At 73.5% G+C, this 26000-nt stretch carries 22 protein-coding genes and 1 tRNA gene; 10 read left to right on the forward strand and 13 right to left on the reverse strand.

Annotated elements, in window-relative coordinates; all coding sequences use genetic code 11:
- The first annotated feature begins 3 nt into the window (after positions 1-3).
- The gene (gene galK, locus ABFY07_RS24660; protein ID WP_346176584.1) at positions 4-1206 is read left to right on the forward strand and encodes a galactokinase; all 1203 of its coding nucleotides are present in this window, start codon (positions 4-6) and stop codon (positions 1204-1206) included.
- Between the two features lie 339 nt (positions 1207-1545).
- Entirely contained in the window at positions 1546-2508 is a 963-nt protein-coding gene (locus ABFY07_RS24665) for a response regulator transcription factor (RefSeq protein ID WP_346176585.1), read from the forward strand.
- Here ABFY07_RS24665 and ABFY07_RS24670 read toward each other — a convergent pair.
- Positions 2467-2964, reverse strand: coding sequence for a MarR family winged helix-turn-helix transcriptional regulator (locus ABFY07_RS24670; RefSeq protein ID WP_346176586.1), 498 nt, complete (start codon positions 2962-2964; stop codon positions 2467-2469). The two genes, ABFY07_RS24665 and ABFY07_RS24670, sit on opposite strands and share 42 nt — an antisense overlap.
- A 122-nt stretch (positions 2965-3086) precedes the next feature.
- Between ABFY07_RS24670 and ABFY07_RS24675 the strand changes: the two genes are divergently transcribed.
- The 4 genes from ABFY07_RS24675 (at position 3087) to ABFY07_RS24690 (ending at position 6612) form a co-directional block, all read left to right on the forward strand.
- Entirely contained in the window at positions 3087-3905 is an 819-nt protein-coding gene (locus ABFY07_RS24675) for a trans-aconitate 2-methyltransferase (RefSeq protein WP_346176587.1), read from the forward strand.
- A gap of 125 nt (positions 3906-4030) precedes the next feature.
- On the forward strand, positions 4031-4675 hold the full coding sequence (locus tag ABFY07_RS24680; RefSeq protein ID WP_346176588.1) for a Uma2 family endonuclease: 645 nt from the start codon (positions 4031-4033) through the stop codon (positions 4673-4675).
- 142 nt (positions 4676-4817) lie between these two features.
- Positions 4818-5612: an SDR family NAD(P)-dependent oxidoreductase gene (locus tag ABFY07_RS24685; protein WP_346176589.1), complete on the forward strand. Its 795-nt coding sequence runs from the start codon at positions 4818-4820 to the stop codon at positions 5610-5612.
- Positions 5613-5730: 118 nt separating this feature from the next.
- Positions 5731-6612, forward strand: coding sequence for a hypothetical protein (locus ABFY07_RS24690; protein WP_346176590.1), 882 nt, complete (start codon positions 5731-5733; stop codon positions 6610-6612).
- A gap of 31 nt (positions 6613-6643) precedes the next feature.
- Here the strand turns inward: ABFY07_RS24690 and ABFY07_RS24695 are convergent, their stop codons facing one another.
- The 3 genes from ABFY07_RS24695 to ABFY07_RS24705 all read right to left on the reverse strand — a co-directional run bounded on the left by ABFY07_RS24695 (position 6644) and on the right by ABFY07_RS24705 (position 8846).
- Complete coding sequence (locus ABFY07_RS24695) at positions 6644-7102, reverse strand: hypothetical protein (RefSeq protein WP_346176591.1); 459 nt, start codon at positions 7100-7102, stop codon at positions 6644-6646.
- A gap of 66 nt (positions 7103-7168) precedes the next feature.
- Positions 7169-7858 carry a TetR family transcriptional regulator gene (locus ABFY07_RS24700; RefSeq protein ID WP_346176592.1) on the reverse strand — a complete coding sequence of 230 codons (690 nt, stop codon included), beginning with the start codon at positions 7856-7858 and terminating at the stop codon, positions 7169-7171.
- Between the two features lie 7 nt (positions 7859-7865).
- Positions 7866-8846 (reverse strand): acyl-CoA desaturase, encoded by a 981-nt coding sequence (locus ABFY07_RS24705; protein ID WP_174589041.1) that lies wholly within the window; start codon positions 8844-8846, stop codon positions 7866-7868.
- Positions 8847-9149: 303 nt separating this feature from the next.
- Here ABFY07_RS24705 and ppc point away from each other — a divergent pair, with 303 nt between their 5' ends.
- Positions 9150-11870 carry a phosphoenolpyruvate carboxylase gene (gene ppc, locus ABFY07_RS24710; protein ID WP_346176593.1) on the forward strand — a complete coding sequence of 907 codons (2721 nt, stop codon included), beginning with the start codon at positions 9150-9152 and terminating at the stop codon, positions 11868-11870.
- A 100-nt stretch (positions 11871-11970) separates the two neighbouring features.
- On the opposite strand, the gene ABFY07_RS24715 is transcribed toward ppc, so the two are convergent.
- From ABFY07_RS24715 to ABFY07_RS24745, 7 genes are all read right to left on the reverse strand, one after another.
- Positions 11971-12489 carry a hypothetical protein gene (locus tag ABFY07_RS24715; protein WP_346176594.1) on the reverse strand — a complete coding sequence of 173 codons (519 nt, stop codon included), beginning with the start codon at positions 12487-12489 and terminating at the stop codon, positions 11971-11973.
- 67 nt (positions 12490-12556) lie between these two features.
- Positions 12557-13147, reverse strand: a complete 591-nt coding sequence (pth, locus tag ABFY07_RS24720) for an aminoacyl-tRNA hydrolase (protein ID WP_346176595.1) — start codon at positions 13145-13147, stop codon at positions 12557-12559.
- Positions 13148-13317: 170 nt separating this feature from the next.
- The gene (locus ABFY07_RS24725; RefSeq protein WP_346176596.1) at positions 13318-13902 is read right to left on the reverse strand and encodes a 50S ribosomal protein L25/general stress protein Ctc; all 585 of its coding nucleotides are present in this window, start codon (positions 13900-13902) and stop codon (positions 13318-13320) included.
- 307 nt (positions 13903-14209) lie between these two features.
- Positions 14210-15184 (reverse strand): ribose-phosphate diphosphokinase, encoded by a 975-nt coding sequence (locus ABFY07_RS24730; RefSeq protein ID WP_346176597.1) that lies wholly within the window; start codon positions 15182-15184, stop codon positions 14210-14212.
- A gap of 71 nt (positions 15185-15255) precedes the next feature.
- Positions 15256-16713, reverse strand: coding sequence for a bifunctional UDP-N-acetylglucosamine diphosphorylase/glucosamine-1-phosphate N-acetyltransferase GlmU (glmU, locus tag ABFY07_RS24735; RefSeq protein ID WP_346176598.1), 1458 nt, complete (start codon positions 16711-16713; stop codon positions 15256-15258).
- Between the two features lie 111 nt (positions 16714-16824).
- Positions 16825-16896: transfer RNA gene (locus tag ABFY07_RS24740), tRNA-Gln, on the reverse strand.
- Between the two features lie 11 nt (positions 16897-16907).
- On the reverse strand, positions 16908-17813 hold the full coding sequence (locus tag ABFY07_RS24745) for a hypothetical protein (protein ID WP_346176599.1): 906 nt from the start codon (positions 17811-17813) through the stop codon (positions 16908-16910).
- A gap of 156 nt (positions 17814-17969) precedes the next feature.
- Here ABFY07_RS24745 and ABFY07_RS24750 point away from each other — a divergent pair, with 156 nt between their 5' ends.
- The gene (locus tag ABFY07_RS24750; RefSeq protein WP_346176600.1) at positions 17970-19556 is read left to right on the forward strand and encodes a sensor histidine kinase; all 1587 of its coding nucleotides are present in this window, start codon (positions 17970-17972) and stop codon (positions 19554-19556) included.
- Between the two features lie 100 nt (positions 19557-19656).
- Here ABFY07_RS24750 and ABFY07_RS24755 read toward each other — a convergent pair whose 3' ends face one another.
- Positions 19657-20136, reverse strand: coding sequence for an SUKH-3 domain-containing protein (locus ABFY07_RS24755; RefSeq protein ID WP_065963681.1), 480 nt, complete (start codon positions 20134-20136; stop codon positions 19657-19659).
- Between the two features lie 29 nt (positions 20137-20165).
- A complete protein-coding gene (locus tag ABFY07_RS24760) occupies positions 20166-20729 on the reverse strand; it encodes a YwqJ-related putative deaminase (RefSeq protein WP_346176601.1) in 564 nt (187 codons plus the stop codon).
- A 279-nt stretch (positions 20730-21008) separates the two neighbouring features.
- On the opposite strand from ABFY07_RS24760, the gene ABFY07_RS24765 reads away from it, so the two are divergent.
- Together ABFY07_RS24765 and ABFY07_RS24770 are read left to right on the forward strand one after the other, a co-directional pair.
- A complete protein-coding gene (locus ABFY07_RS24765; RefSeq protein ID WP_346176602.1) occupies positions 21009-21986 on the forward strand; it encodes an SMI1/KNR4 family protein in 978 nt (325 codons plus the stop codon).
- Positions 21987-21991: 5 nt separating this feature from the next.
- Positions 21992-25759, forward strand: coding sequence for an SUKH-4 family immunity protein (locus tag ABFY07_RS24770; RefSeq protein WP_346176667.1), 3768 nt, complete (start codon positions 21992-21994; stop codon positions 25757-25759).
- Positions 25760-26000: the final 241 nt, after the last annotated feature.

The following is a 26000-nucleotide window of genomic DNA, read 5'->3' on the forward strand; positions in this document are numbered from 1 at the left end:
CCCGTGAGTGACAGTGTGAGCGGCGCGGACCGCGCGGCGGAGGGTTTCCGCGCGGTGTTCGGCGCCGGGCCCGAGGGTGTGTGGGCGGCCCCGGGCCGGGTCAACCTGATCGGTGAGCACACCGACTACAACGACGGCTTCGTCATGCCGCTCGCGCTGCCGCACACCTGCCTGGCCGCCGCCCGCGCGCGCACCGACGGCGTCCTGCGGCTGCACTCCGGGGACGCCTCCGGCGGGGTCGTGGAGCTGCGCGTGGACGGCCTCGCGCCGGTCGCCGAGGCCGGGGCGGGCGGCGACCGCGGCGGCTGGGCGGCCTACCCGGCGGGCGTGGTGTGGGCGCTGCGCGAGGCGGGGCTGCTCTCCGGCGCCGCGGCCGGCGGGGCGGATCTGCACTACACCAGCACCGTCCCCACGGGCGCCGGCCTGTCCTCCTCCGCCGCGCTGGAGGTCGTGACGGCGACCGCGCTGAACGAGCTGTACGGTCTCGGCCTGGAGCCGCTGCGCATCGCCCAGCTGTGCCAGCGCGCGGAGAACGACTTCGTCGGCGTCCCCTGCGGAATCATGGACCAGACCGCGTCCGCCTGCTGCGCGGACGGGCACGCGCTGTTCCTGGACACCCGCGAGCCGGCCCTGCGCCAGGTGCCGTTCGACCTGGCCGCCGAGGGGCTGCGGCTGCTGGTCGTGGACACGCGGGTCAAGCACGAACTCGGCGACGGCGCGTACGCGAACCGGCGCGCCGCCTGCGAGGCGGGCGCGCGGGCGCTCGGGGTGCCCGCCCTGCGCGATGTCGCGTACGAGCGCCTGGAGGACGCTCTCGCCACCCTCGCGGGCGACGAGACGCTGGTCAGGCGGGTGCGCCATGTGGTGACCGAGAACCGCCGGGTCGAGGAGGTCATCGAGCGCCTCGACGCGGGCGCCACCCGGTCCATCGGCCCGATCCTGACCGCCGGGCACGCCTCCTGCCGCGACGACTTCGAGATCTCCTGCGCGGAGCTTGACCTGGTCGTGGAGACGGCGAACGCGGCGGGCGCGCTCGGGGCCCGGATGACCGGCGGCGGCTTCGGCGGCTCGGCGATCGTGCTGGTGGAGGAGGCGGACGCGGAGTCCGTGGGGAAGGCGGTGACCGAGGCGTTCGCCGCGGCCGGGTACCGGACCCCGCGGATCTTCCCGGCGGTGCCGAGCGCGGGGGCGCGGCGCCTGGCGTAACACCCTTGCGGTGAAGGCTCGTTGACCGATCCACCGATCAAATCCCGTACCGTTTCGTTGACTTACTCCCCACAACGGAACACGATCCTCATCAGAGCGGGTCAACGTCGGTGCGCCGACGGTCAGTTTTGCCGAAATGCACCCCTGGTGTCGGACCCCGGCCGTACGCTGGGCACAGCGTCGGTGGGGGCCGACGCTGATCAGGGGGCGAGACAGGCAGGTACGACGCCCGGGGTGGGGTAGCGATCGGCACGGCGGCGGCCGTGCGGCCGCGGCGACCCCCGCTCCGGGCGCCGTACCCGCACTGGTTTTTCCGTATCCGGAGTCGTGGGGGGTTCCGTGGCACGTATTCGGGTTCTCGTGGTCGATGACCATCGCATCTTCGCCGAGTCGCTGGCGGCCGCCCTCGCGGCGGAGCAGGACGTGGAGGTCGCGGCGGCCGGGAGCGGTCCGGCGGCGCTGCGCTGTCTGGAGCGCGGGGCGTCGGAGGGGCGTCGCTTCGATGTGATGCTGGTCGACGCGGACTTGGGAAGGGCGGCCGGGGCCGCCGCGGGGGCCGTCGGCATCCCGCCGCAGCCCCTGCCCGCGCCCGCCGAGTCGCTGGTGCCGGGCGCGGCGGTGGCCTCGCCGGTGCACGGCGCGGTGCCGGGCCCGCCGGTGAACGGCGCGGCTGTCGGCGCCGCCGTCGGCGGTGCGGCTGTCGGCGGCGCGGCTGTTGGCGGCGCGGCGGTGGGCGGTGCGGTGAACGGCCGCGCGGCGCCCGGTCGGATGGCCCCGGCGCGGCCGGTGGACGGCATCGCGCTGGTCGGCGGGGTCCGCTCCGCGCAGCCGGGCGTGCGCACCGTCGTGCTGGCCGAGCGCGACGACCCGCGCCGGGCGGCGGCGGCCCTCCAGGCCGGGGCCTGCGGCTGGGTCGCCAAGGACTGCTCGCTCTCCCGGCTGCTCGCGGTCATCCGGGGCGTGCTGCGCGACGAGACGCATCTGCCGCCCGCGCTGCTCACCGGCGTGCTGCGGGAGCTGACGGCCGCCCGCAAGCACCGCACCGAGAGCGAGCGGCTGGTGGAGTCGCTGACCCCGCGCGAGCGCGAGGTGCTGCGCTGCATGGTGGCCGGCCTCGGCCGCAAGGCGGTCGCCGAGCGGCTGTATCTGTCCCCGCACACGGTCCGCACCCACATGCAGAACGTGCTGGGCAAGCTCGGGGTCCACTCCACCCTGGCGGCCGTGGCCCTGGCCCGCCGCGCCGGCGTCGGCCCCGTCGACCTAGCCGGGGAAGTTGTCGAACGGGGCGGTCAGCTGGCGTAGCAGCGCGGCCAGCTCCGCGCGCTGTGCCTGGGACAGCTCGGCGAGGATGGCGCGCTCCTGGTCGAGCAGCCCGGCGAGCGCCTGGTCGGCGCGGTCCCGGCCCTCGACGGTGAGCCGCACCAGCACCCCGCGCCGGTCGCTGGGGTCGGGCAGCCGCTCGACGAGACCCTTCTTCGCGAGCCGGTCGATCCGGTTGGTCATGGTGCCCGAGGTGACCAGCGTCTGGGTGAGCAGCTGCCCCGGCGAGAGCTGGTACGGCGTCCCGGCCCGGCGCAGCGACGTCAGCACGTCGAACTCCCAGGGCTCCAGATTGTGCTCGGTGAAGGCGATCCGCCGCGCCCGGTCCAGATGGCGGGCGAGCCTGCTGACGCGGCTGAGCACTTCCAGCGGCTCCACGTCGAGGTCGGGGCGCTCCCGCCGCCACGCCGCGACCAGCCGATCGACCTCGTCCTCCATGACGATCAGTGTAGTTGGTCTGTCGACATGAAGTCTCTTGACGTCAAGATACCTCTTGGGGCACGGTAGGCCCGACAGCGCGGATCATCACGCACCACGCCTACCTGCCAGGGGGCTTCGCCATGCACTCCTCACCCACCTGGGACCCGGGGCAGTACCTCCGCCACGCCGGCCACCGCACCCGCCCCTTCCTCGACCTCCTCGCCCGCGTCCCCGACCTCCCCACCGCCCCCGGCAGCCCGCCCCGCATCGCCGACCTCGGCTGCGGCGCCGGCAATGTGACCGTCCACCTCTTCGACCGCTGGCCCGACGCCCATGTCACCGGCCTGGACAACTCCGCCGAGATGCTGGAGGCGGCCCGCGCCCACACCCCGCCCGAGGGCGGCGGCCGGCTCGACTTCCGCCTCGCCGACGCCGCGCACTGGATCCCCGACGAGCCCTTCGACCTGATCGTCTCCAACGCGCTGCTCCAGTGGGTCCCCGGCCACACCGCGTCCTTCCCCGCCTGGGTCGCCGCCCTCCGCCCCGGCGGCACCTTCGCCTTCCAGGTCCCGGGCAACTTCACCGCCCCCAGCCACACCCTGCTCGCCGAGCTGTCCACCTCTCCCCGCTGGCGCGACCGCCTCCCCACCCCCCGCGCCCACTCGACCCCCGTCCTCGACCCGGCCGCCTATCTGGAGCACCTGGCCGCGCTCGGCTGCGAGGTCGACGCCTGGGAGACCACCTACATCCAGATGCTGACCGGCCCCGACCCGGTCCTCGACTGGGTCAAGGGCACCGCCCTGCGCCCCGTCCTCACCGCCCTCGAAGACGACCCCACGGCCCGCGACACCTTCCTCACCGAATACGCCGCCCTCCTCCGCGAGGCCTACCCACCGGGCCCCCACGGCACGGCCTTCCCCTTCCGCCGCATCTTCGTCGTGGCCCGCGCGGCCGCCTGACCTCACCCGATCGGATGATCGGATCTCGTTCCGGTGCGGGGGCGCGGCGCGGCTGCGTAGCGTCGCGGTGTCGCTTGTGCCGCAGTGGCGCCCGCGCCCACACTTCATGGAGGAGGTGCTTCACGATGACCGCTCTCGCGTACGAGGTGTGCCCCGCCGTGGACGAAGGTTCGCCCTCGGCTTCCGGGCACGAGGCTGTGGCCCTGGACGAGGTTCTGTGGCAGGCGTGGAAGGCCATGGAACTCCCCGAGGGCTACCGGGCCGAGATCATCGAGGAGTCCATCGAGGTGTCGCCCACCGGCCGTCGCCGCCATACCGTGATCATCAATCGTCTCCGGGATGCACTGGTCACCCATCTGGCGGATGGTGACCATGCCGCTTACCAGGACGGCAACGTCATCCATCGCCGCAAGGTGTTCATCCCTGATCTGTTCATCGCTCCCCGGGATCTGGACGAGATCCCCGACGAGGAGGATCTCGGGGTCGACGCGAGCGGCGTCGCGGCCGTCTTCGAAGTGGTCTCGCCCGGCCGCGAAGCCCGGTCGCGTGACAGAGAGCGCAAGCGCCGGGCGTACGCCCGGGCGGGCATCCCGCTCTACGTCATGATCGACGACTTCGACGGCGAGGGGACGGTCAGCGTCCTCACCTCCCCCAACCCGGACAAGGCCGTCTACGCCGACGAGCACCGTGTCCCGTACGGGACCGACGCGGTCGTCCCCGACGGCCCGGCGAAGGGCTTCGTCATCGGCGAGGCGATCACCAAGCCCTGACTCTGCGGTGAGTTTCGGACAGCGACACGCCGACGCCACGGCGTGTCGCTGTCCGCTACTCACCACGGGGGTCTTCCCGCCTGAACGGCCCGCCCCACTCACGGGTGCGCCGCTGTCAGAGGCCGTGCCTAGCCTGTCGGGCATGGATCTTGGACTCGCAGGACGACGTGCGCTGGTGACGGCAAGCAGCGGAGGCATCGGCGCGACGGTGGCGCGGACGCTGGTCGGGGAAGGGTGTGCGGTGCTGGTGCACGGGCGCGATCCGGGGCGCACGAGTGCGGTCGCGCGGGAATTGCGCGACGCTGGAGGGACGGTCGAGGCCGTGCTGGGTGACCTCAGCGACGACGAGGCCGCCGAGGAGGTGTCCGAGCAGGCCCTGGCATGGGGCGTGGACGTGTTGGTCAACAACGCAGGTCCGTTCGTCGAAAACGACTGGGAGACCGCGGAGCCAAAGGCGTGGCTGGAGGCGGTGAACGGCAATGTCCTCTCCGCGGTGCGGATGATCCGGGCCCTGGTGCCGCCCATGCGCGAGCGCGGCTGGGGGCGGATCATCAACGTGGGCAGCCGGGCGGCGACGACGCCGCTGCCGAACATGGTCGAGTACTCGGCGGCGAAGGCCGCGGTGGTCAATATGACCACCAGCCTGGCCCGGCATCTCGCCGGATCCGGGATCACCGCGAACACCGTGAGCCCCGGAGTGGTCGTCACCGACGGGATGCGGCGGATGTTCGAGGAGGGGGCGGCCGAGCGGGGCTGGCCGCAGGAGTGGTCGGAGTTGGAGCCGCGCGTGGTGGCCGAGTACGCGCCGAATCCGGCGGGGCGGCTGGGCACCGGAGAGGACATCGCGGCGGCGGTTGCCTTCCTGGCCAGCCCGCTGGCCGGCTACATCAACGGGATCGACCTGCGCGTCGACGGGGGAATCGCAGCGGTGCCGTGAAGCCAAGGTCACATAGCGGCACGCTTTGCCGCAGCACGCTCCCCCCGAGCCGCGTGGCGTGAGATCGTAGAGCGCTGAACAACCAAAGGGCGGGCCAAGGTTTCCACGGGGGAGAGCCATGGACGGGGCGTCGGGCGGGCCGGGGGCGGGCGGGGCGAGCGAGGAGCAGCGGCAGCGCGGGGTGTGGATACTGGTCGCCGCCGCCCTCGCCTTCGCCGTGCTGGTGCTGCCGCAGGTCGTCGCGGACGACGACAAGACTTCTTTCGCGGGCAGCGTCCTGCCCTCCGGCGGCGACTCACGGCTGCCGTCGCTGCCCGGCGGCCTGCCCAGCGGCGGGCTGCCGAGCGGTCTCCCCAGCGGTCTTCCCGGCACCTCGGCACCCGGCTACGGGGCCGGGCAGCCGACGGGCGGCGGGGGGACGGACGGGGGCAGCGGGGGAGGCGGCGGCTCGGTGCGGACGCAGGAGCCCGCGACGCCCACCGTCGCGCCGGATCCCACCGCCGACGCGTACCGGGCGGTGAGCCCGGGGGACTGCCTGGCCGTGTACGACACCGGCTACGACGACTACAACACCCGGATCCCCTACCGGGTGAGCTGCGGCGCCGGGAACGCCTACATGTGGGTGAGCGCCGTGCGCTCGAGCGGTGGCGCCTGCCCGCAGGGGCCGGGCCGCAACTACATGTCGTACACCTCCCGGGGGCAGACCACCGCCCTGTGCCTGACCCGCCAGTTCAAGGTGGGCTACTGCCTGCTGGCCAAGCAGTCGGGCAGCGGCGCGCAGGCGCGGATGAACGCCGGGCTGATGACCGCGGTGGACTGCGACGCCAAGCGGGTCCCGGCCCAGTACAACCAGATCCTGCACATCACCGGCGTCTACCGGGCCCCGGCGAACGCCTCCGCGCGCAACTGCGCCCGGGTCCAGGGCGACCGCACGTACTACTGGTCGTGGCTGGTGAACGGCGGCCGGACGCTGCTGTGCACCATGATCTACCAGGGGTGAGCTGGTCTACCAGGGGTGAGCGCCGCTGGCCTCAGCGCGTCGCCACATGCACCAGGCCCCCGCTGAGCGCCAGCAGCAGGATGACGCCCGCGCCCGGGGCGGCCAGATAGGGCATGAGGGCCACGGTGGCCAGCAGACAGTATGCGGCGGTCACCCAGGACAGGGCCTGCTGGACCTCCTCCGGGCCGTGCCGGTTGAGGCGGACGACCAGCGCCATGAACACGGCCGCCCACAGGGCGGCGCGCGGCTGGCCGAAGGAGACCTTGTCGTACAGGTCCACGGCCGTCTTGTACCAGTCCTCGTCCGCCAGATCGGCAGCGAACCGCAGCATGTCCTTCAGATACGAGTGCGACGCGAGCGACGTCGCGTCCTTCAGGTCGGCCCTGACCCACTCCGTGATGGCCAGCACCATCAGCCCCAGCGCGTGACAGGCGCCCGACCCGAGGCCCACCGCCTTCCGGCGCGCCTCGGACACTTCCCCCGTGACCATGTGTACTCCCTCCCCGTGGCCCACATCATCCTCCGGTGAGGGACGCGCGAACCAGCCCCCGGAGGGTCAGGACTTGCGGTGGCCGATCAGCCGGGGCCTGGGCTCCAGGCCGTCCAGGCCGTGCCAGGCCAGATTCACCAGGTGGGCCGCCACCTCGGCCTTCTTCGGCCGGCGCACGTCCAGCCACCACTGGCCGGTGAGCGCGACCATGCCGACCAGCGCCTGCGCGTACAGCGGGGCGAGCTTCGGGTCGAAGCCGCGGGCCTTGAACTCCAGGCCCAGGATGTCCTCCACCTGGGTGGCGATATCGCTGATCAGCGAGGCGAAGCTGCCCGTCGACTGGGCGACGGGGGAGTCGCGCACCAGGATGCGGAAGCCGTCGGTGTACGCCTCGATGTAGTCCAGCAGGGCGAACGCCGCCTGCTCCAGGAGCTCCCGCGGATGGCCCGCGGTCAGCGCGCCGGTCACCATGTCCAGCAGCCGGCGCATCTCGCGGTCCACCACGACCGCGTACAGCCCCTCCTTGCCGCCGAAGTGCTCGTACACCACCGGCTTGGAGACCCCGGCCTTGGCCGCGATCTCCTCCACCGACGTGCCCTCGAAGCCGCGCTGGGCGAAGAGCGTGCGACCGATGTCCAGCAATTGCTCGCGGCGCTCCTTACCGGTCATCCGCACCCGGCGGGCGCGCCGGGTCCCGGAACCGGAGGCCCGGGCCGCCCGGGCCTTGTCACCGCTGGTATTACTGTCGGTCGCCACGCCCCCATCATGCCGCTTCTGCGGTTTCCTCTTTACGGCGGGCGTCGATACGCGCCTCGCTGGGCCAGCGGACGTCATACGCCCAGCCCGCCTTCTCGAACCAGCGGATGATCCGGGCGCTGGAGTCCAGCTGGCCCTTCATCACGCCGTGGCGGGCGCAGGTCGGGTCCGCGTGGTGCAGGTTGTGCCAGGACTCGCCGCACGAGAGCACCGCCAGCCACCACACATTGCCGGACCGGTCACGCGACTTGAAGGGGCGCTTGCCGACCGCGTGGCAGATCGAGTTGATCGACCAGGTCACATGGTGGAGCAGAGCCACCCGGACGAGCGACCCCCAGAAGAACGCGGTCGCCGCGCCCTGCCAGGACCAGGTGACCAGGCCGCCGATCAGCGCGGGCAGCAGCAGCGAGGTGACCGTCCAGAACACGAACTGCCGGGAGATCCGGCGGATCGTGTCGTCCTTGATCAGATCGGGGGCGTACTTGTGCTGCGGGGTCTGCTCCTCGTCGAACATCCAGCCGATGTGCGCCCACCACAGGCCCTTCATCAGTGCCGGCACGGTCTCCCCGTACCGCCACGGGGAGTGCGGGTCGCCCTCCGCGTCGGAGAACTTGTGGTGCTTGCGGTGGTCGGCCACCCAGCGCACCAGCGGCCCCTCGACCGCCAGCGACCCGGCGATCGCCAGGGCGATCCGCAGCGGCCGCTTGGCCTTGAAGGAGCCGTGGGTGAAGTAGCGGTGGAAGCCGATGGTGATGCCGTGGCAGCCGATGTAGTAGAAGACCACCATCAGCGTCAGGTCCAGCCAGCTCACCCCCCAGCCCCAGGCCAGCGGGATGGCCGCGGCCAGGGCGAGGAACGGCACGGTGATGAACAGCAGAAGGGTGATCTGTTCGATGGAGCGCTTGTTGTCCCCGCCGAGCGTGGCGGAGGGAGGGGTGGGCTCCTGGGCCTTCGGCGCGTCGTGGATCACGTCGGGGCTTGCAGTCATGGGATCCCTCATGGGGCTCGGGGGTACGGCTACGGGACCGTAACCTACGGCGACGTAAGTATGGCAGGGCCCCGAAGCGGGGCAATAGGGCTATGGGTTCCCCCGAAGGCGCGCCGCATATCCTGGTGACGTCGGACAGCGCGGTCCGCACATCGCCGACGACACGGGGGTCCCGGGCCCGGGCGCCACCCGGCGGATGCCGCGTATCCACCGGAGCAGCAGCCGTACCGTGGCGTTTCGGCCCCGTCGTCACCCGTCGTTACCCGACCCATGCGACCCGAACACTGCAAGGAGCCCGCACCTGTGAGCAGTGCCGACAACACCAACGCCGCCCTGCGTGCCGACATCCGCCGCCTGGGTGACCTCCTCGGCGAGACCCTCGTCCGACAGGAGGGCCCCGACCTCCTCGACCTCGTCGAGCGGGTCCGGGCCCTCACCCGCAGCGACGGCGAGGCCGCCGCGGAGCTGCTCGGCTCCACCGACCTGGAGACGGCGGCCAAGCTCGTACGCGCGTTCTCCACCTACTTCCACCTGGCGAACATCACCGAGCAGGTGCACCGCGGCCGCGAGCTGCGCGCCAAGCGCGCCGCCGAGGGCGGCCTCCTGGCCCGCACCGCCGACCAGCTCAAGGACGCCGACCCCGACCACCTCCGGGAGACCGTCCGGAACCTGGGCGTCCGGCCCGTCTTCACCGCCCACCCCACCGAGGCCGCCCGCCGCACCGTCCTGAACAAGCTGCGCCGGATCGCCGAACTCCTCGACACCCTCGCCGTCGGCGGCGACCGCCGCCGCACCGACCTGCGGCTGGCCGAGAACATCGACCTGCTCTGGCAGACCGACGAGCTGCGCGTCGCCCGCCCCGAGCCCGCCGACGAGGCCCGCAACGCCGTCTACTACCTGGACGAACTCCACGCGGGCGCGGTCGGCGACGTGCTGGAGGACCTGTCCGCCGAGCTGGAACGGGTCGGCGCCCCGCTGCCCGCCACCACCCGCCCGCTCACCTTCGGCACCTGGATCGGCGGCGACCGCGACGGCAACCCCAACGTCACCCCCCAGGTGACCTGGGACGTGCTGATCCTCCAGCACGAGCACGGCATCACCGACGCCCTCGCCGTCGTCGACGACCTGCGCGCCGCCCTCTCCAGCTCCATCCGCAACTCCGACGCCTCCGAGGAGCTGCTGGACTCCCTCCAGCGCGACCTGGAGCTGCTGCCCGAGATCAGCCCCCGCTACAAGCGGCTCAACGCCGAGGAGCCCTACCGGCTCAAGGCCACCTGCGTCCGCCAGAAGCTCCTCAACACCCGGGCCCGCCTCGCCGGCGGCACCCCCCACCAGCCCGGCCGCGACTACCTGGGCACCGCGGAACTCCTGGCCGACCTCCACCTCATCCAGGAGTCGCTGCGCGCCCACCGGGGCCAGCTGATCGCCGACGGCCGGATGGAACGCGCCCTGCGCACCCTCGCCGCCTTCGGCCTCCAGCTCGCCACCATGGACGTACGCGAGCACGCCGACGCCCACCACCACGCCCTCGGACAGCTCTTCGACCGGCTCGGCGAGGAGTCCTGGCGGTACGCCGACATGCCCCGCGACTACCGCCGCAAGCTGCTCGCCAAGGAACTCCGCTCCCGCCGCCCCCTCGCGCCCACCCCCGCCCCGCTGGACGCCGCCGGGGCCAAGACCCTCGGCGTCTTCCACACCATCCGCGAGGCCTTCGAGCGGTTCGGGCCCGAGGTCGTCGAGTCCTACATCATCTCCATGTGCCAGGGCTCGGACGACGTCCTCGCCGCCGCCGTCCTCGCCCGCGAGGCCGGCCTGATGGACCTCCACGCCGGCTGGGCCAAGATCGGCATCGTGCCGCTGCTGGAGACCACCGAAGAACTCAAGATCGCCGACCAGCTCCTCGACGAGATGCTCTCCGACCCCTCCTACCGGCGGCTGGTCGCCCTGCGCGGCGACGTCCAGGAGGTCATGCTCGGCTACTCCGACTCCTCCAAGTTCGGCGGCATCACCACCTCCCAGTGGGAGATCCACCGCGCCCAGCGGCTGCTGCGCGACGTCGCCCACCGGCACGGCGTACGGCTGCGCCTCTTCCACGGCCGCGGCGGCACCGTCGGCCGCGGCGGCGGCCCCACCCACGACGCGATCCTCGCCCAGCCCTGGGGCACCCTGGAGGGCGAGATCAAGGTCACCGAGCAGGGCGAGGTCATCTCCGACAAGTACCTCGTGCCGTCCCTGGCCCGGGAGAACCTGGAGCTGACCGTCGCCGCCACGCTCCAGGCCTCCGCCCTGCACACCGCCCCGCGCCAGTCCGACGAGGCGCTGGCCCGCTGGGACGCCGCGATGGAGACCGTCTCGGAGGCCGCCCACCGCTCCTACCGCGCGCTGGTCGAGGACCCCGACCTGCCCGCGTACTTCTTCGCCTCCACCCCCGTCGACCAGCTCGCCGAGCTCCACCTCGGCTCCCGCCCCTCCCGCCGCCCCGACTCCGGCGCCGGCCTGGACGGGCTGCGGGCCATCCCGTGGGTGTTCGGCTGGACCCAGTCGCGGCAGATCGTCCCCGGCTGGTTCGGCGTCGGCTCCGGGCTCAAGGCCGCCCGCGATGCGGGTCTTGACGCGGTCCTGGACGAGATGCACCAGCACTGGCACTTCTTCCGGAACTTCCTGTCCAACGTGGAGATGACGCTCGCCAAGACCGATCTGCGGATCGCCCGGCACTACGTCGACACGCTGGTGCCCGACGAGCTCAAGCACGTCTTCGACACCATCCGGGCGGAGCACGAGCTGACCGTGCGGGAGGTGCTGCGGATCACCGGCGAGACCGAGCTGCTGGACTCCAACCCGGTGCTGAAGCAGACCTTCCACGTCCGCGACGCCTACCTGGACCCCATCTCCTACCTCCAGGTCTCCCTGCTCCACCGCCAGCGCACCGCCCGCGAGCGCGGCGAGACCCCCGACCCCCTCCTCGCCCGCGCCCTCCTGCTGACGGTCAACGGCGTCGCGGCGGGCCTGCGCAACACGGGCTGACCCGCGTCCGGCGCCCGAGGTGACCGCGGCCCGGGCCGCTCCGCGAGGAGCGGCCCGGGCCGCGGTCACCTCGGGCGCGGTCTTCGGCGCGGTCTTCGGGTCAGAACGTGAGGGTGGCGAAGGACGCGGCCAGGAGGGTCGCGCCGGTGAGGCCCAGGGCCCAGGCGGTGCGGCGGAGGCGGAGGCCGCCGGCGACCAACAGGGAGGCCAGGAGGAGGGAGCCCGCGAAGGGCACCCAGGCGTGCAGCACACCGGCCCAGCCGGTCCGTACCGCCTCGTCCGTGCCGGGCTTCAGGGCCACCGGCAGACGGTCGCCCGGGCCGTCGGCGACCGCCTTGTCGATCCGCACCCCGGCGCGGGCGCGGCCGGAGTCGTCGGTGGGCGCGAAGGCGCCGGTGCACCAGTCGTCGTCGCACCGGGAGACCGTGACCGTGCCGCGTTCGAGATTCTTGGTGAACATCGCCGACTTGGCGGTCCCCCACGAGTACCACACCCCGGCGACCAGGACGAACAGCGCGATAAGCGCCATGACCACGTTCTTCGTGAGCAACAGCAGCCCGTACGCGTTCTCGCCCGCCCGCCGCGTACGGCTGCGCTTGATCGTGCCGGTGGAAGACATGGCGGCGATCCTGGCGACACCCGGGCGCGCGGTCAACCTTTCCGGTCGGGGCCCGCCCGGGCGGGGGTCAGGAGTTGTACGTGCCCTGCGCGCGCTCCAGGCCGTCGACGATCAGCGTCTCCACGGCGTCCGCCGCGCGGTCCACGAAGTAGTCCAACTCCTTGCGCTCGGCGGCGGAGAAGTCCTTGAGCACGAAGGCCGCGACATCCATCCGGCCGGGCGGGCGGCCGATGCCGAAGCGGACGCGGAAGTAGCCGGGGCCGAGCGACTTGGTGATCGACTTCAGGCCGTTGTGGCCATTGTCACCACCGCCGAGCTTCAGCCGCAGCGCGCCGTAGTCGATGTCCAGTTCGTCGTGGATCGCAATGATGTGCCCGACCGGCACCTTGTAGAAGTCGCGCAGCGCGGTGGTCGGTCCTCCGGAGAGGTTCATGAACGACATCGGCTTGGCGACGATCACCCGCCGGCCGGCCGGGCCGGGCGGGCCGACGCGCCCCTCCACGACCTGCGCGCGGGACTTGTGCGCCTTGAACCGGGCGCCCATGCGGTCGGCCAGCAGGTCGGCCACCATGAAGCCGACGTTGTGGCGGTTGCCCGCGTACTCGGGCCCGGGGTTGCCGAGGCCCACCACGAGCCAGGGGCTGGCTTCGTCCGTCATCTGGCTGTCTCCTGGAGTGGGCCGGGGGTGGCTGCGGCCGCCGCCCCGGGCCCGGCCCCGGGAGGGGCGGGGCGGGACGGCGGCCGGACAGGGGGCAAGGGCGTCGCGCCGGCGGCGGGCCCCGGTGCTCTACGGCGCCGAGGCGGTGCCGTGACGCCCGCGGGGCGTGGTTACGCCTCCTCGCCCTCACCCTCGCCCTCGGCGGCCGGGGCCTCGGCCTGGGCACCGACGACCTGGAGCACGACGGTGTCCTCCTCGACGGCCAGGGTGGTGCCGGCCGGCAGGGTGATGTCCTTGGCCAGGACGGAGTGACCGGCGTCCAGACCCGCGATGGAGACGGTGACCGACTCCGGGATGTGGGTGGCCTCGGTCTCCACCGGCAGCGCGTTCAGCACGTGCTCCAGCAGGTTGCCGCCGGGGGCCAGGTCGCCCTCGGTGTGGACCGGAATCTCGACGGTGACCTTCTCGCCGCGCCGGACCAGGAGCAGGTCCACGTGGCGGAGGAAGCCCTTGATGGCGTCGCGCTGCACGGCCTTGGGGATGACGAGCTCCTTCTTACCCTCGAGGTCGAGGGCGAGGAGCGCGTTCGGGGTCTTGAGCGCGAGCATCAGGTCGTGGCCCGGCAGGTTGACGTGGACCGGCTCGGCGCCGTGGCCGTACACCACGGCGGGGACCAGACCCTCACGGCGGGCGCGGCGGGCGGCGCCCTTGCCGAACTCGGTACGGGGCTTGGCGGAAAGCTTGATCTCGGCCATGACTGCACTCCTCGTAGTCATTCGATGAACGATCTGACGGCCGTCACCCGGCCCACGACAGACCACCTCTACGAAGAGCGCGTCGATAACGGACGAGCCGCGCGCGTGGCCGCACACAGCTTCCCTCGCCGAGCAACCCGGCAATTCTACCGTCCCCGGACCCATGCCCCGGCACCCGCCCGCGGCCCCGGCACCCGCCCGCGGCCCCGGCACCCGGCCCCCGGCACATGGCTGAGGCCACCCCGCCGGGGGTGGCCTCAGATCGGTCGGCGGGCGCCTAAGTCACCGGCGCCGGTGCCGGCACCCATCAGTGCTCCTCGAAGAGGCTGGTCACCGAGCCGTCCTCGAAGACCTCCTGGACCGCGCGGGCGATGGTGGGCGCCATCGACAGCACGGTGATCTTGTCGAGCTCGACCTCGCTCGGGGTGGGCAGGGTGTTGGTGAAGACGAACTCGCTCACCTTCGAGTTCTTCAGCCGGTCCGCGGCCGGGCCGGACAGCACACCGTGGGTGGCGGTCACGATCACGTCCTCCGCCCCGTTGGCGAACAGCGCGTCCGCCGCGGCGCAGATGGTTCCACCGGTGTCGATCATGTCGTCGACCAGGACGCAGACCCGACCCCGGACATCACCCACGACCTCGTGGACGGTGACCTGGTTGGCCACGTCCGGGTCGCGGCGCTTGTGCACGATGGCCAGCGGGGCGCCGAGCCGGTCGCACCAGCGGTCGGCGACCCGCACCCGGCCGGCGTCCGGGGAGACCACGGTGAGCTTGGAGCGGTCGACCTTGGCGCCCACGTAGTCCGCGAGCACCGGCAGGGCGAAGAGGTGGTCGACCGGCCCGTCGAAGAAGCCCTGGATCTGGTCGGTGTGCAGATCGACCGTGAGGATCCGGTCGGCGCCCGCGGTCTTGAACATGTCCGCGATCAGACGGGCCGAGATGGGCTCGCGGCCGCGGTGCTTCTTGTCCTGGCGGGCATAGCCGTAGAAGGGCACGATCACCGTGATCGAGCGCGCGGAGGCCCGCTTCAGCGCATCGATCATGATGAGCTGTTCCATGATCCATTTATTGATCGGAGCCGTGTGGCTCTGGATCAGGAAACAGTCGGCGCCTCGCGCGGACTCCTGAAAACGGACGTAGATCTCGCCGTTGGCGAAGTCGAATGCCTTGGTCGGGACCAAGCTGACGCCCAGCTCGTGGGCGACCTCCTCGGCCAGCTCGGGGTGGGCGCGGCCGGAGAAGAGCATCAGCTTCTTCTCGCCGGTCGTCTTGATCCCGGTCACAGCAAGTCTCCTTGGATGTCACTTTGATGCGCTTATCACGGTACGCCCCGCACGGCGCACCCGTGCACGGGTCATCCCTCGCCCGCGTCCTCCTGGCGGGCCGACTCGGCGGCCCTGGCGGCGGCGCTTCCGGGGCGCTTGCGGGCGACCCAACCCTCGATATTCCGCTGCTGACCGCGTGCGACGGCGAGCGAGCCCGGGGGCACATCCTTGGTGATGACCGAGCCGGCGGCGGTGTAGGCGCCGTCCCCGATCGTGACCGGAGCCACAAGCATGTTGTCCGCTCCGGTGCGGCAGTGGCTGCCGATGGTGGTGTGGTGCTTGTTGACGCCGTCGTAGTTCACGAACACGCTGGCGGCGCCGATGTTGGTGTATTCGCCGATGGTCGCGTCGCCGACGTAGGACAGGTGCGGCACCTTGGTGCCCTCGCCGATCCTGGCGTTCTTCATCTCCACATACGTGCCGGCCTTGGCCTTGGCGCCGAGCCGGGTGCCGGGGCGCAGATACGCGTACGGGCCGACGCTCGCGCCCGCGCCGATCTCCGCGCCCTCGGCGACGGTGAAGCTCACCTTCGCGCCCTCGCCGACGGTGGTGTCGGTGAGCCGGGAGTTCGGGCCGACCTCGGCGTTCGCCGCGATGTGGGTGGCGCCGAGCAGCTGGGTGCCGGGGTGGACCAGGGCGTCCGGCTCGAAGGTGACGGCCGCGTCCACCCAGGTGGTGGCCGGGTCGACGACGGTCACCCCGCTGAGCATGGCCTGGGTCAGCAGCCGGTCGTTGAGCAGCCTGCGCGCCTCGGCGAGCTGCACCCGATTGTTGATGCCGACGATCTCGCGGTGGTCCCCGGCCACACAGGCGCCGACGCGGTGCCCGGCCTCGCGCAGGATGCCCAGCACATCGGTGAGGTACTCCTCGCTCTGGCTGTTGTCGGTGCGCACTTTGCCCAGGGCGTCGGTCAACAGGCGGGCGTCGAAGGCGAAGACCCCCGAGTTGATCTCGCGGATCTCGCGCTGGGCGTCGGTGGCGTCCTTGTGCTCGACGATCGCGGTGACCGCGCCGCTCGCCCCCTCGCGTACGATCCGGCCGTAGCCGGTCGCGTCGGGGACCTCGGCGGTCAGCACGGTGACGGCGTTGCCCTCGGCGGCGTGGGTCCCGGCGAGCCGGCCGAGGGTCTCCCCGGTCAGCAGCGGGGTGTCCCCGCAGACGACGACCACGGTGCCGTCCAGGACGACCCCGCTGTCGGAGAGTTCCTCGAGCCCCATCCGCACGGCGTGGCCGGTGCCGTTCTGCTCGTGCTGCACGGCGGTGCGCACCTCGGCGTCGATCTCCGCCAGATGGGCGGTGACCTGCTCGCGGGCGTGGCCGACGACGACCACCAGGTGCTCGGGGGACAGTTCGCGGGACGCGGCGACGACGTGCCCGACGAGGGACCGGCCGCAGATCGCATGCAGGACCTTGGGGGTCGCCGACTTCATGCGGGTGCCCTCACCCGCTGCGAGGACGACGACGGCTGCCGGGCGGTTGACGCTCACGGATGTGCCCTTCGGGCTCGGCTCGGGGTGGACACCCGGCAGGATACCGAGAGGTTTCGGGGCGGGAACGAGGGTGGGTCCCGGCGTGGGCGGTCAGGTTTCGAACTTGAGCTCCCCCGCCAGGACTCGAACCTGGAATAATGCATCCAAAGTGCATTGTGTTGCCCATTACACCACAGGGGATGGCAAAAAGGTCAAATCGGACACCCGGTGGAGGTTGTCGACTTGGCCCCCACCACTATGCCGTACCACCAGCCCTCAATGCGACGGTACAGATCGGCTGCACCCCGCACGCGAACGACGAGACAGCCGTGGTACCCGTCGTCGACGTTCTTCCGGACTGTCTTCGGGTTGTGTTTCTTGAGTGTCGTCCGGTCAAAAGTGGTGGCCAGAACGCCCACCACGGCTGCCCAGTAGTCCTCTGCTGCTGTGACATCGGCCTCCTCGTGAATCATCACGCGATAGCGGAGGCGGTCCGGCTCGACGCCCAGTAGGTGGAGCCAGGCGAGATAGACGCGGATCATGCCCGCGTCGCTGTTGACGAAGACCACCGTCTCTTGGAGGCGGTAGGGCTTGCTCTTCGTGCCTTCCGCCCAGTACAGCCCCACCCCCACCAGGAACAGCTCCCGGTCCGTCAGCTCGCCGATCTCCCGCGCCGCCGCCAGCTTCGTCTGCTGGCGCTCGATCTCGCGCCGCCGCAGCGTGGCCTCCCATCCCCGCTTGGCGATCGCCGACGCCTCCTCCCGCGTGCGCGGCGGCGGCTTCGGCAGGTCGCGTACCCACAGCGAGATCGAGCTCTTCGAGCACCCCAGCTCCAGCTGGATCTGGTCGTAGGTCATGCCGCGCAGTCGCATTTCGCGGGCCTTCGCCCGTAAGCCGTCCTTCGCGTTCGGCCGCTTGGTCCACTCGGGTGGCGGCTCGCCCTCCAGGAGGCGGTTCAGGATGTCGTTGTTGTGGACCTTCAGGCGGTCGCGGATCTGCCTACGGCTCAGGCCTTCCCTCCGGAGCGCGATCGCCCGCTCTCGCAGTTCCTCGAAGATGGCCGACCGGTCGCGCGGGCCGCTCGTCCCGTCGCTGTCGCGGCGTCCTGGTTCGCTCATGGTCACACTGTTGTTCGCCCCGCAGACACGTGTGTCGCAAACATGGACGATTCATTCGTTCGAGTTAAAAGCCGCACTTCGCGTTCTGTTCGAGGGCGCTTCGCCCCTGCCGTGTCCCGGGGTGCACCCCTGGCGCCCGGCCGTAGTCTGGTCCGTATGACTGCGACGGGGGATACGGGGGACGTCGAGGCGGCGGGCGCGCGGGGCGCGCCCGCCGGGCCGTGGTGGTGGCCGCGGCGGCGGAGCATGGTGCTGGACATCGTCCTGGCCGTGGTGTCGGCGGTGGAGTGCGCGGCGGAGGGCGTCGCGTTCGCCCATGACGCCGGCGTCCCGGCCGCCGTAGGGGTGGCGATGGGGCTGCTGGTCGGCGCCACGCTGCTGCTGCGGCGGCGCTGGGCGATCGCCGTGGTGCTGATATCGATCGCGGTCACCCCGGCGGAGATGGGCATGCTGCTCAGCATCGTCGGCCTCTACACCCTCGCCGCCTCCGAGGTGCCGCGCCGGATCACGGCCGTGCTGGCCGGGATGTCCGGCGCGGGCACGCTGATCATCTCGACCATCCGGTTCCGGGAGGACATGCACCACGGCACCACGGCGTCCACCGGCTGGTGGATCCCGCTGGTCGCCGTGGTGATGTCCCTGGGGCTGACCGCGCCGCCCATCCTGCTCGGGCTGTACGTCAGGGCCAGGCGGCGGCTCGTGGAGAGCCTGCGGGAGCGGGCGGACGGCCTGGAGCGCGAGCTGTCGCTGCTGGCGGAGCGGGCCGAGGAGCGGGCGGAGTGGGCCCGTAACGAGGAGCGCACCCGGATCGCCCGCGAGATGCACGACGTGGTGGCCCACCGGGTGAGCCTGATGGTGGTGCACGCGGCGGCCCTCCAGGCGGTCGCCCTCAAGGACCCGGAGAAGGCCGCGAGGAACGCGGCGCTGGTCGGCGACATGGGCCGGCAGGCGCTGACCGAGCTGCGGCAGATGCTCGGAGTGCTGCGCTCCGAGGACGTCGGCCAGCGGGCCCCGGCCTCGGCCGCCACCCGCCCGGCGGACGAGGACCCGGCGCCCCTGGCGGCGGTGGCCGCCGCCGCGTCGGCCGCGGCGGAGGCGGCCGGGGCGGCGGGGGGGGCCGGGGCGGCGGGCGCGGGGGCGGTGCGCGGGGCCCGGGCAGCGGAGGGGGCCGGGGCGGCGGACCTCGCCGGCGGGCCCGGCCTGGCGAGCGGGCCGCGCCTGGCGGAGCTGGAGACGCTGGTCGGGCAGTCGCGGGCGGCCGGGATGGTCGTGGAGCTGTCGGTGGAGGGCGAGGCGCGCGGCTACGCGCCCCGGGTGGAGCAGACCGCCTACCGCGTGGTCCAGGAGGCGCTGACCAACGTCCACAAGCACGCGCCGGGCGCGCGGGCGCGGGTCCGGCTCGCCTACCGGATCTCCGAGGTCGCGGTGCAGGTGGAGAACGGCCCGTCGGAGCGGGGCGCGGCGGACGCGGGGCTGCCGAGCGGCGGCAACGGCCTGCTGGGGATGAAGGAGCGGGTGGCGGTGCTCGGCGGCGGGTTCGTGTCAGGGGCCACGGAGGCGGGTGGCTTCCGGGTCTCGGCGGTCATCCCGGACCGTGCGGCCGCGGACCGTGCGGCCGGGGATCGTGCGGCCGGGGACCGTGCCCCCGCGGACGCTGTGGTCCGTACGGCCGACAGCTCCGCCGGCGGCTCGGTGGACCTCCCCGTGCGGGAGCGGGACGCCGAGCGGGCGAAGAGCGCATAGCCCTCCTGGGTCCCATCCCCATGGGTTTGCGGTGAGTATCGGACAGCGACACGCCGACACGACGGCGTGTCGCTGTCCGATACTCACCGCGGATCGGGCCCTACCCGCGCGCCAGGCGCTGCGGCTGGACTCCCGTCACCAGCGCCGCCAGCGCCGCGTCGATGTCCGGGCCCAGGTACCAGTCCCCGGTGTGGTCCAGGCTGTACACCCGGCCCTCCGCGTCGATGGTCAGCAACGCCTGCCCGTCCGCCTCCTCGCCCAGCGGGCAGACCTCCGTGCCCAGCGCCCGTCCTAAATCGCCCAGCGTCCTGGCCAGGTGCAGGCCGTGCAGCGGGTCGATGTGGAAGGGGGTCGGGGCGATGTGCCGCCCGGCCCCGGGCGGGACGACCCGCAGCCCGCCGAACTCGGCCCACGCCTCGACGGCCGCCGGGAAGACGGCGTGCAGGTGCCCGGCGGGGGAGATGTGGGCGCGCAGGGTGTCCGCCCACACCTCGGCCTGCCGGATGTCGCGACGCCCCGGCCGCCAGCCGGCCTCGCGCAGGGCGGCGTCGACGGCGACGGAGAAGCGGGTGGTGTCCATGGCGCGCACGCGTGGCGATGCCTCCAAGGTCAGCCCCTGGCCGGGCCCGCCGGGGCCTCTGCCCCGCCGGCCCCATCGGGGTGTCCCACGGCCCGTACGCCGAAATGGGCCAGCAGCGGCACGCAGGACCGGCACGGCGGGGCGTAGCTGCCGTGGTGCGGGTCGCCGGCCTCGCGGATCCGGCGCGTTGTGATCTTGGCCTGTTTGAAGGCGCGGCGGGCCTCGCCGTGGCTGAGCGGCTTGCGGGCGGCGCGCTTGGAGCGGTTCGCCTCCACGCCGGTCAGATGGCGGGACAGCAGGATCGCCTCCGGGCAGCGGCCGGTGAACCGCTCTCGCTGCGCGCTGGTGAGGGTGTCCAGGAAGTCCTGGACGAGGGGGTGCAGCGCGGGCGGCTGGTCGCCCTTGCTCGCGGTGCAGGTGAGGGTCTGCCCGCGGACGGAGAGCGCGGCGGCGACGGTCGGCAGGATGCCGTCGCGGCGGTGGAGGAGCTCGGGCGGCCCGGCCGCGCCGTCGGTGTCGCTCCAGCTGAGCCGTGGGTCGTGCTGTCCGGGCGCGGCGCCGTCGTGGCCGCCCGGCCTGCTCGTACCGTGCATGTTCCGCCTTCCCTCCCCGCGCAATCCGCGCGCGATCCCGCGCAATCCCCCCGGTTGCGAAGATCAGCCTGCCAAATGTTGCGCGTGGTGCGAAAGTCCGGGGGTGTCCGGTGCGGGCCGGGCGAAAATTGGCGGGCCGCGGAGCGGTCCGGGTCGGCCAGTGGAGGGCGGGCGCGGCGGGGTCCGGGTCGGCCCGTGGGTGCCGGGCGCGGCGGGGTCCGGCCTCGCGCTACCGCATAGTCTGTCCGTAGTAGCCAGCAGCAGCAGGGGGCATCCGCCATGACGACAGGTCGGCTCGGGCAGCACGCCGCGCCACCGAACACGGCCTACGCCGGGCAGGTCGTGCACTTCCCGGACCCGGTGAGGGCCGCCAGGCACCCCAAGGGCGTCTGGGTGGACGAAAACGGCTATCCGGACTTTACGTCCTATGCGCGCGCCGCCGCCGAAATAGCCGAGCCCCCCGAGGGATTCGGCGTCGACGAACTGCGGCTGACCGACTACGTGTCCGCCAACGCCGCGCTGCACGCGGTCGGCCACGACCTGTGGGACGGCTCGTCGAGCGTGGCCACCCCGCACGGCTGGACCTGGCACCACGTCGCCGGCACCCGCCGCCTGGAGCTGATCCCGGTGGAGGTCAAGGCGCTGCTGCGGCACCACGGCGGGCTCGCGACCGCCGCCGTCGACCAGGACAAGCGCGGCACCCGGCCCCTCCAGGAGACCCGCCCGGTCCACTTCCGGCTGCCCAAGCGCGGTCTGTCGGTCACCGAGGAGCAGGTCCTCGGCGTCGAGGAGGACCTCGGCTACCGGCTGCCCGGCGCGTACCGCGCCTTCCTCAAGGCGGCGGGCGGCTGCGCGCCCGTCGGCGCGGCGCTCGACCCCGAGCTCGGCCTGCTGGTCGACCAGCCGTTCTTCACGGTGCGCGACGAGGCCGCGGTCAACGACCTCGTCTACATCAACAAATGCCTGCGCGACCACTTCACCAAGGACTTCCTCGGGGTCGGCTTCGTGCAGGGCGGGGTCATCGCGGTGAAGGTCAAGGGCGACGCGATCGGCTCGGTCTGGTTCTGCGCGTACGACGACGCGCGGGACCGCGACGGCTGGACGGTGCAGGAGCGCGTCGAGCACCTGATGCTGCCCTGCGGCGACGACTTCGACGCCTTCCTGCTGCGGCTCGCGGGCAACCCGCCGGAGTTGGAGACGGTGGCCAACCTGATGGTGGAGGGCGGCTTCGCGTACGCCGTCCCGGTGGAGGGATGAGCGCGATGGTGACCTTCGCACAGGCGCAGGAGCGCGCGGAACTCTGGATCAACGGCGACGTGCCCGGCTACCAGCAGCGCGAGGTGCGGGTGCGGGAGTTCGACCTGGGCTTCGTGGCCTGGGCCGAGGACCGCGCGGACGGCCCCGTCTCGGACGCGCCCGCCGAGGGCGCCCGGCTGGTCATCGCCCGCGACAGCGGGGACACGACCCTGTGGCCCGCGCTGCCGGTGGGCGAGGTCATCCGCCGGTACGAGGAGGAGTACGGATCCCCCGGCGGCCGCGAGGAGACCACCTCCACGGGGAGCCGGCCCCAGCGCATCGACCTCAACGCGACCTCCTTCCTGCTGACCCCGCCGGCCTGGCTCCAGGAGGCGGCCGACGCCATGGGCATCCCCGACCAGCGGTCGGGCGCCAGTGGTGGTGGGCGCGGGTCGGACTCCGGCCCGGCGCCCGCCGGACCGGCGGGCGACTCGACCGGCGACTCGACCGGTGGCACGCCGGGGGCCGGGGCCGCGCCGCCTGCGGCGCCGGACGGTGATTCCGCCGCGGATTCCGGCACGGCCGGTGGTTCGGCCGACGGCGGGGCGGACGACTGGCCGGGTTCCGGTACGGGCTCGCCTGCGGCTTTCGCCACAGCCGGTGGTCCGGCCGAGCGCGGGCCGGACGACTGGCCGGGCGCGTCCGGCCCGGCGAGGGGCCCCGCCGGCGGCGAGCCCGGCGTGGTGGACGACTGGCCGGGCTCTGGCGCGTCGGGCACGGCCGGAGCCGGGGCGGCTGCGGCGTCGGGTGCGTCGGGTTCGTATGGCGGTGGTTCCGAGGCGGGTGCTTCGGGTGGCGCCGGTGACGGGGCTTCGGGGGCGGATGACTGGCCGGGCGCGTCGGGCGCAGCCGGAGCTGCGACGGCTGCGGCATCGGGTTCGTATGGCGGTGGTTCTGGGGCGGGTGCTCCGACCGGGGCCGCTGACGGCGCGCCGGGGACCGACGACTGGCCGGGCGCGTCGGGTGTGGCCGGAGCTGGGGCGGCCGCGGGGCCGGGCGAGTCCGGTTCGTACGGTGGTGCTCCTGGCGGGGTTGCTGACCGTCCGTCGGGGGCCGACGACTGGCCGGGCGCTTCGGGCGGGGCCGGTGGGTACAGCGGTGCCTCCGGGGGCGGCGCTGCGAGCGGGGCCGCTGACGGCGCGTCGAGTACGGACGACTGGCCGGGCGCGGCCGGCGCGGGTGCGCCCGGGGGTTCCGGTGGGGCCGCTGGGCGGTCGTCGGCGGTGGACGATTGGCCGGGTTCCGGCACATCGGGCGCGGGTGCGGGGGCTTCTGACGACGACTCGCGGGGCGGCCGGCAGGGCGTCGGGGCGGATGCCGCCGCGGGGGGCGACAGTCCCTGGGGCGCCCCCGCCGACTCCCCGGCCCCCGGTGCCCCCGCCGGCGGCACGCCGTGGGCGGGTGCCGACACCAACTCCGGGAGCGATGACAGCGACCGGTCGGTCGCCCCGCCCGTCACGGTCTTCGCGCCGCCGCTCGCGGGCTCCGACGACGAGGACACCCCGGCGCCGGGCGTGCGCCCTGACGCGAAGACGGAGTTGCTGTCGGCGGGCAGCGCGCTGCCGCCCACCGCCATTGCCCCGGCCCTGGACATGCCGCCCCCGTCGGGGCCGCCGGCCACGGGCCCGGGCGTGCCCGGGGCGCCTCCCGGCGCCCCCGGCGTGCCGTCGGCCCCGCCCGGCGTGCCTGGCGCCGGCCCGGCCCCGGGGCAGCCCGCGCCGCCTCCGCCGCCGTCCGGGCCCGGTGCTCCGGGGGCGTCGGCCGGGGGGTACGTGCCGACGCAGCTGGTCTCGGCGCTCGACCCCGAGGGCCTCGGCGCCCCGGGTGGGGCACCGGGCGGTGCGCAGACGCCGCCTCCGCCGTCGGCGCCCGGCGCCCCGGGCACGGGCGCGACGCCTCCGCCCGGCGCACCCGGCCAGCCCGGCGCGCCGGACGGGATGCACGCCGCGGCGACGATGTTCGCCGGGGGGCCGGGCGCGCCGGGCGTGCCCGGAGCCCCCGGTGGGCCGGGAGCCCCCGCGGCCCCCGGTGGACCCGCGGCCCCCGGAGCCCCTGGTGCGCCGGGCGCGGGCGCCCCGCAGCCGCCCGGCCCGCCTGGACCTCCTGGGCCGCCCGGGCCTCCCGGTGCGCCGGGTCAGCCCGCCGCGTCGGGCCCCCAGCCGCCCGGTCCGCCGGGTGTGCCGGGCGCCGGGGGCGCCCAGATGCCGCCCCCGTCGGGTCCGGCCGCAAACTTCCCCGGCCCGCCGAGCGCTCCCGGTGGGATGCACGCGGCGGCCACGATGCTCGCCGGTGGCCCAGGCGCACCCGGCCAGCCCGGCGCTCCCGGCGCACCCGGTCAGCCCGGCGTGCCCGGCGCTCCCGGCCAGCCCGGTGCCCCGGGGCAGCCCGGGGTGCCCGGCCCCGGCGGTGCTCAGGCGCCGCCCCCGCCGCCCGGCCCCGGCTTCCCGGACGCGCCCGGTGGCCCCGGCGCGCCCGGGATGCCTGGCGCACCCGGTCAGCCCGGCGCACCCGGCCAGCCCGGCGCGCCGGGTCAGCCTGGCGCGCTGGGTCAGCCCGCCGTCCCCGGCGCTCCCGGCCAGCCCGGCGCTCCCGGGCAGCCTGCCGTCCCCGGCGGCGTGCACGCCGCCGCGACGATGCTCGCGGGCGGCCCCGGCACGCCCCCGCCCGGTATGCCGGGCCCCGGCATGTCCGGCCCCGGCACCGCTCCGCCCGGCGGCGGATACGCCTACCCCGCGCCGCCGTCCGGCCAGCCGACCGTCGGCCCCGGCTATATGGCGGTGCTGCGCTACCGCGCGCAGGACGGCTCCGAGCAGCAGCTCATCCGCCGTTCCGCGCCCGGCACCCCGCACCCCGAGTGGCAGATCCTGCACGAGCTGCGCGGGATGAACGTCCCCCCGCAGCAGGTGCTGGAGCTGCACACCGAGCTGGAGTCCTGCGATCTGCCCGGCGGCTACTGCGCGCGCATGATCAAGGAGACCTGGCCGCAGGTGCGGATCAGCCACACGGCGGCGTACGGGCGCGACCACGCGACCCGTCAGCAGGGCGTACGCCATCTGATCGAGCACCAGGGGGAGTTGCACCAGGTGGCGGACGGCCCGGCCCGTCCGGCCCCGAACCGGGTGCCGCTGCCGCACCCCAGCCAGGTGCAGCGGGTGCCCCCGGTGCCGCCGGAGGCGCTGGCGCAGGAGCTGATCCAGTCGTTCGGCCCGCAGGGCGTCTTCCGGTTCGACCAGCGCGCGGTGTCGCGGATGGGCGTGCCGGACGTGGTCGCGCAGACGCTGGTCTGGGCGGGGCTGCCGATGGACTTCGGGCCGTTCTTCTGGGCGCAGGCGCAGCAGGGCCGTCCGGTGCCGACGCTCGCCGAGCTGGCCGCCGAGCGCGGGGTGCAGCCCGCGCCGGACGCGGGGTCGTACCTGGTCATGGGCAATGACTTCGGCCGTCAGCTCTGCGTGCAGTACGGCACGGCGCACATCGTGGCGGTGCCGGTGGAGGCGGGCCCCGGTGGTACGTCGGTGCCGCCGCAGTTCGTCAACACCTCGCTGCCGGACTTCGTCCGCTGCCTGGCCCTGCTGGGCCGGATGTGGCGGCTGCGGTACGGGCTGACGCCCGAGCAGGCGGGCCGCTGGACGGTCGACTTCCAGGCGCAGCTCGCCTGCCTGGACCCGGCGGCGCTGTCCTCGCCGGACCACTGGTGGGCGGTGCTGCTGGAGCAGATGTGGGACGGCCTGCTCTGAACGAGCCCTGACGTACGAGCCCTGACGTACGAGCCCTGATAGCGAGTCCTGAGGCGAACAGCGCCAGAACATCAGGACCGAGGCGCCCGACCCCCGTGACGGGGGCGGGCGCCTCGTCGTTGTCCTGTCCGGATTCCGTGTCGGCGCCACGAGGGCACGACCACGACAGCCCGGCCGAGGAAGATGGGCGGAGTGTCGCGTTATGTGCGATTAGCCGCGATCTATAAAGATGTGCGCCGGA

Origin of the sequence: Streptomyces sparsogenes subsp. cuspidosporus, from assembly GCF_039532705.1 — a bacterium.
In the GTDB taxonomy this organism is placed as follows: domain Bacteria; phylum Actinomycetota; class Actinomycetes; order Streptomycetales; family Streptomycetaceae; genus Streptomyces; species Streptomyces sparsogenes.

Bases quoted from the DNA above. Each gene is read 5' to 3' on its own strand.
- ABFY07_RS24690 (WP_346176590.1), top strand. From the start codon at position 5,731: ATGGACGGGGCGTCGGGCGGGCCGGGGGCGGGCGGGGCGAGCGAGGAG.
- ABFY07_RS24750 (WP_346176600.1), top strand. From the start codon at position 17,970: ATGACTGCGACGGGGGATACGGGGGACGTCGAGGCGGCGGGCGCGCGG.
- ABFY07_RS24685 (WP_346176589.1), top strand. From the start codon at position 4,818: ATGGATCTTGGACTCGCAGGACGACGTGCGCTGGTGACGGCAAGCAGC.
- ABFY07_RS24675 (WP_346176587.1), top strand. From the start codon at position 3,087: ATGCACTCCTCACCCACCTGGGACCCGGGGCAGTACCTCCGCCACGCC.
- ABFY07_RS24755 (WP_065963681.1), bottom strand. From the start codon at position 20,136: ATGGACACCACCCGCTTCTCCGTCGCCGTCGACGCCGCCCTGCGCGAG.
- ABFY07_RS24760 (WP_346176601.1), bottom strand. From the start codon at position 20,729: ATGCACGGTACGAGCAGGCCGGGCGGCCACGACGGCGCCGCGCCCGGA.
- ABFY07_RS24695 (WP_346176591.1), bottom strand. From the start codon at position 7,102: ATGGTCACGGGGGAAGTGTCCGAGGCGCGCCGGAAGGCGGTGGGCCTC.
- ABFY07_RS24680 (WP_346176588.1), top strand. From the start codon at position 4,031: ATGACCGCTCTCGCGTACGAGGTGTGCCCCGCCGTGGACGAAGGTTCG.
- ABFY07_RS24705 (WP_174589041.1), bottom strand. From the start codon at position 8,846: ATGACTGCAAGCCCCGACGTGATCCACGACGCGCCGAAGGCCCAGGAG.
- ABFY07_RS24770 (WP_346176667.1), top strand. From the start codon at position 21,992: ATGGTGACCTTCGCACAGGCGCAGGAGCGCGCGGAACTCTGGATCAAC.
- ABFY07_RS24765 (WP_346176602.1), top strand. From the start codon at position 21,009: ATGACGACAGGTCGGCTCGGGCAGCACGCCGCGCCACCGAACACGGCC.
- ABFY07_RS24725 (WP_346176596.1), bottom strand. From the start codon at position 13,902: ATGGCCGAGATCAAGCTTTCCGCCAAGCCCCGTACCGAGTTCGGCAAG.
- ABFY07_RS24715 (WP_346176594.1), bottom strand. From the start codon at position 12,489: ATGTCTTCCACCGGCACGATCAAGCGCAGCCGTACGCGGCGGGCGGGC.
- ABFY07_RS24745 (WP_346176599.1), bottom strand. From the start codon at position 17,813: ATGAGCGAACCAGGACGCCGCGACAGCGACGGGACGAGCGGCCCGCGC.
- ABFY07_RS24670 (WP_346176586.1), bottom strand. From the start codon at position 2,964: ATGGAGGACGAGGTCGATCGGCTGGTCGCGGCGTGGCGGCGGGAGCGC.
- pth (WP_346176595.1), bottom strand. From the start codon at position 13,147: ATGACGGACGAAGCCAGCCCCTGGCTCGTGGTGGGCCTCGGCAACCCC.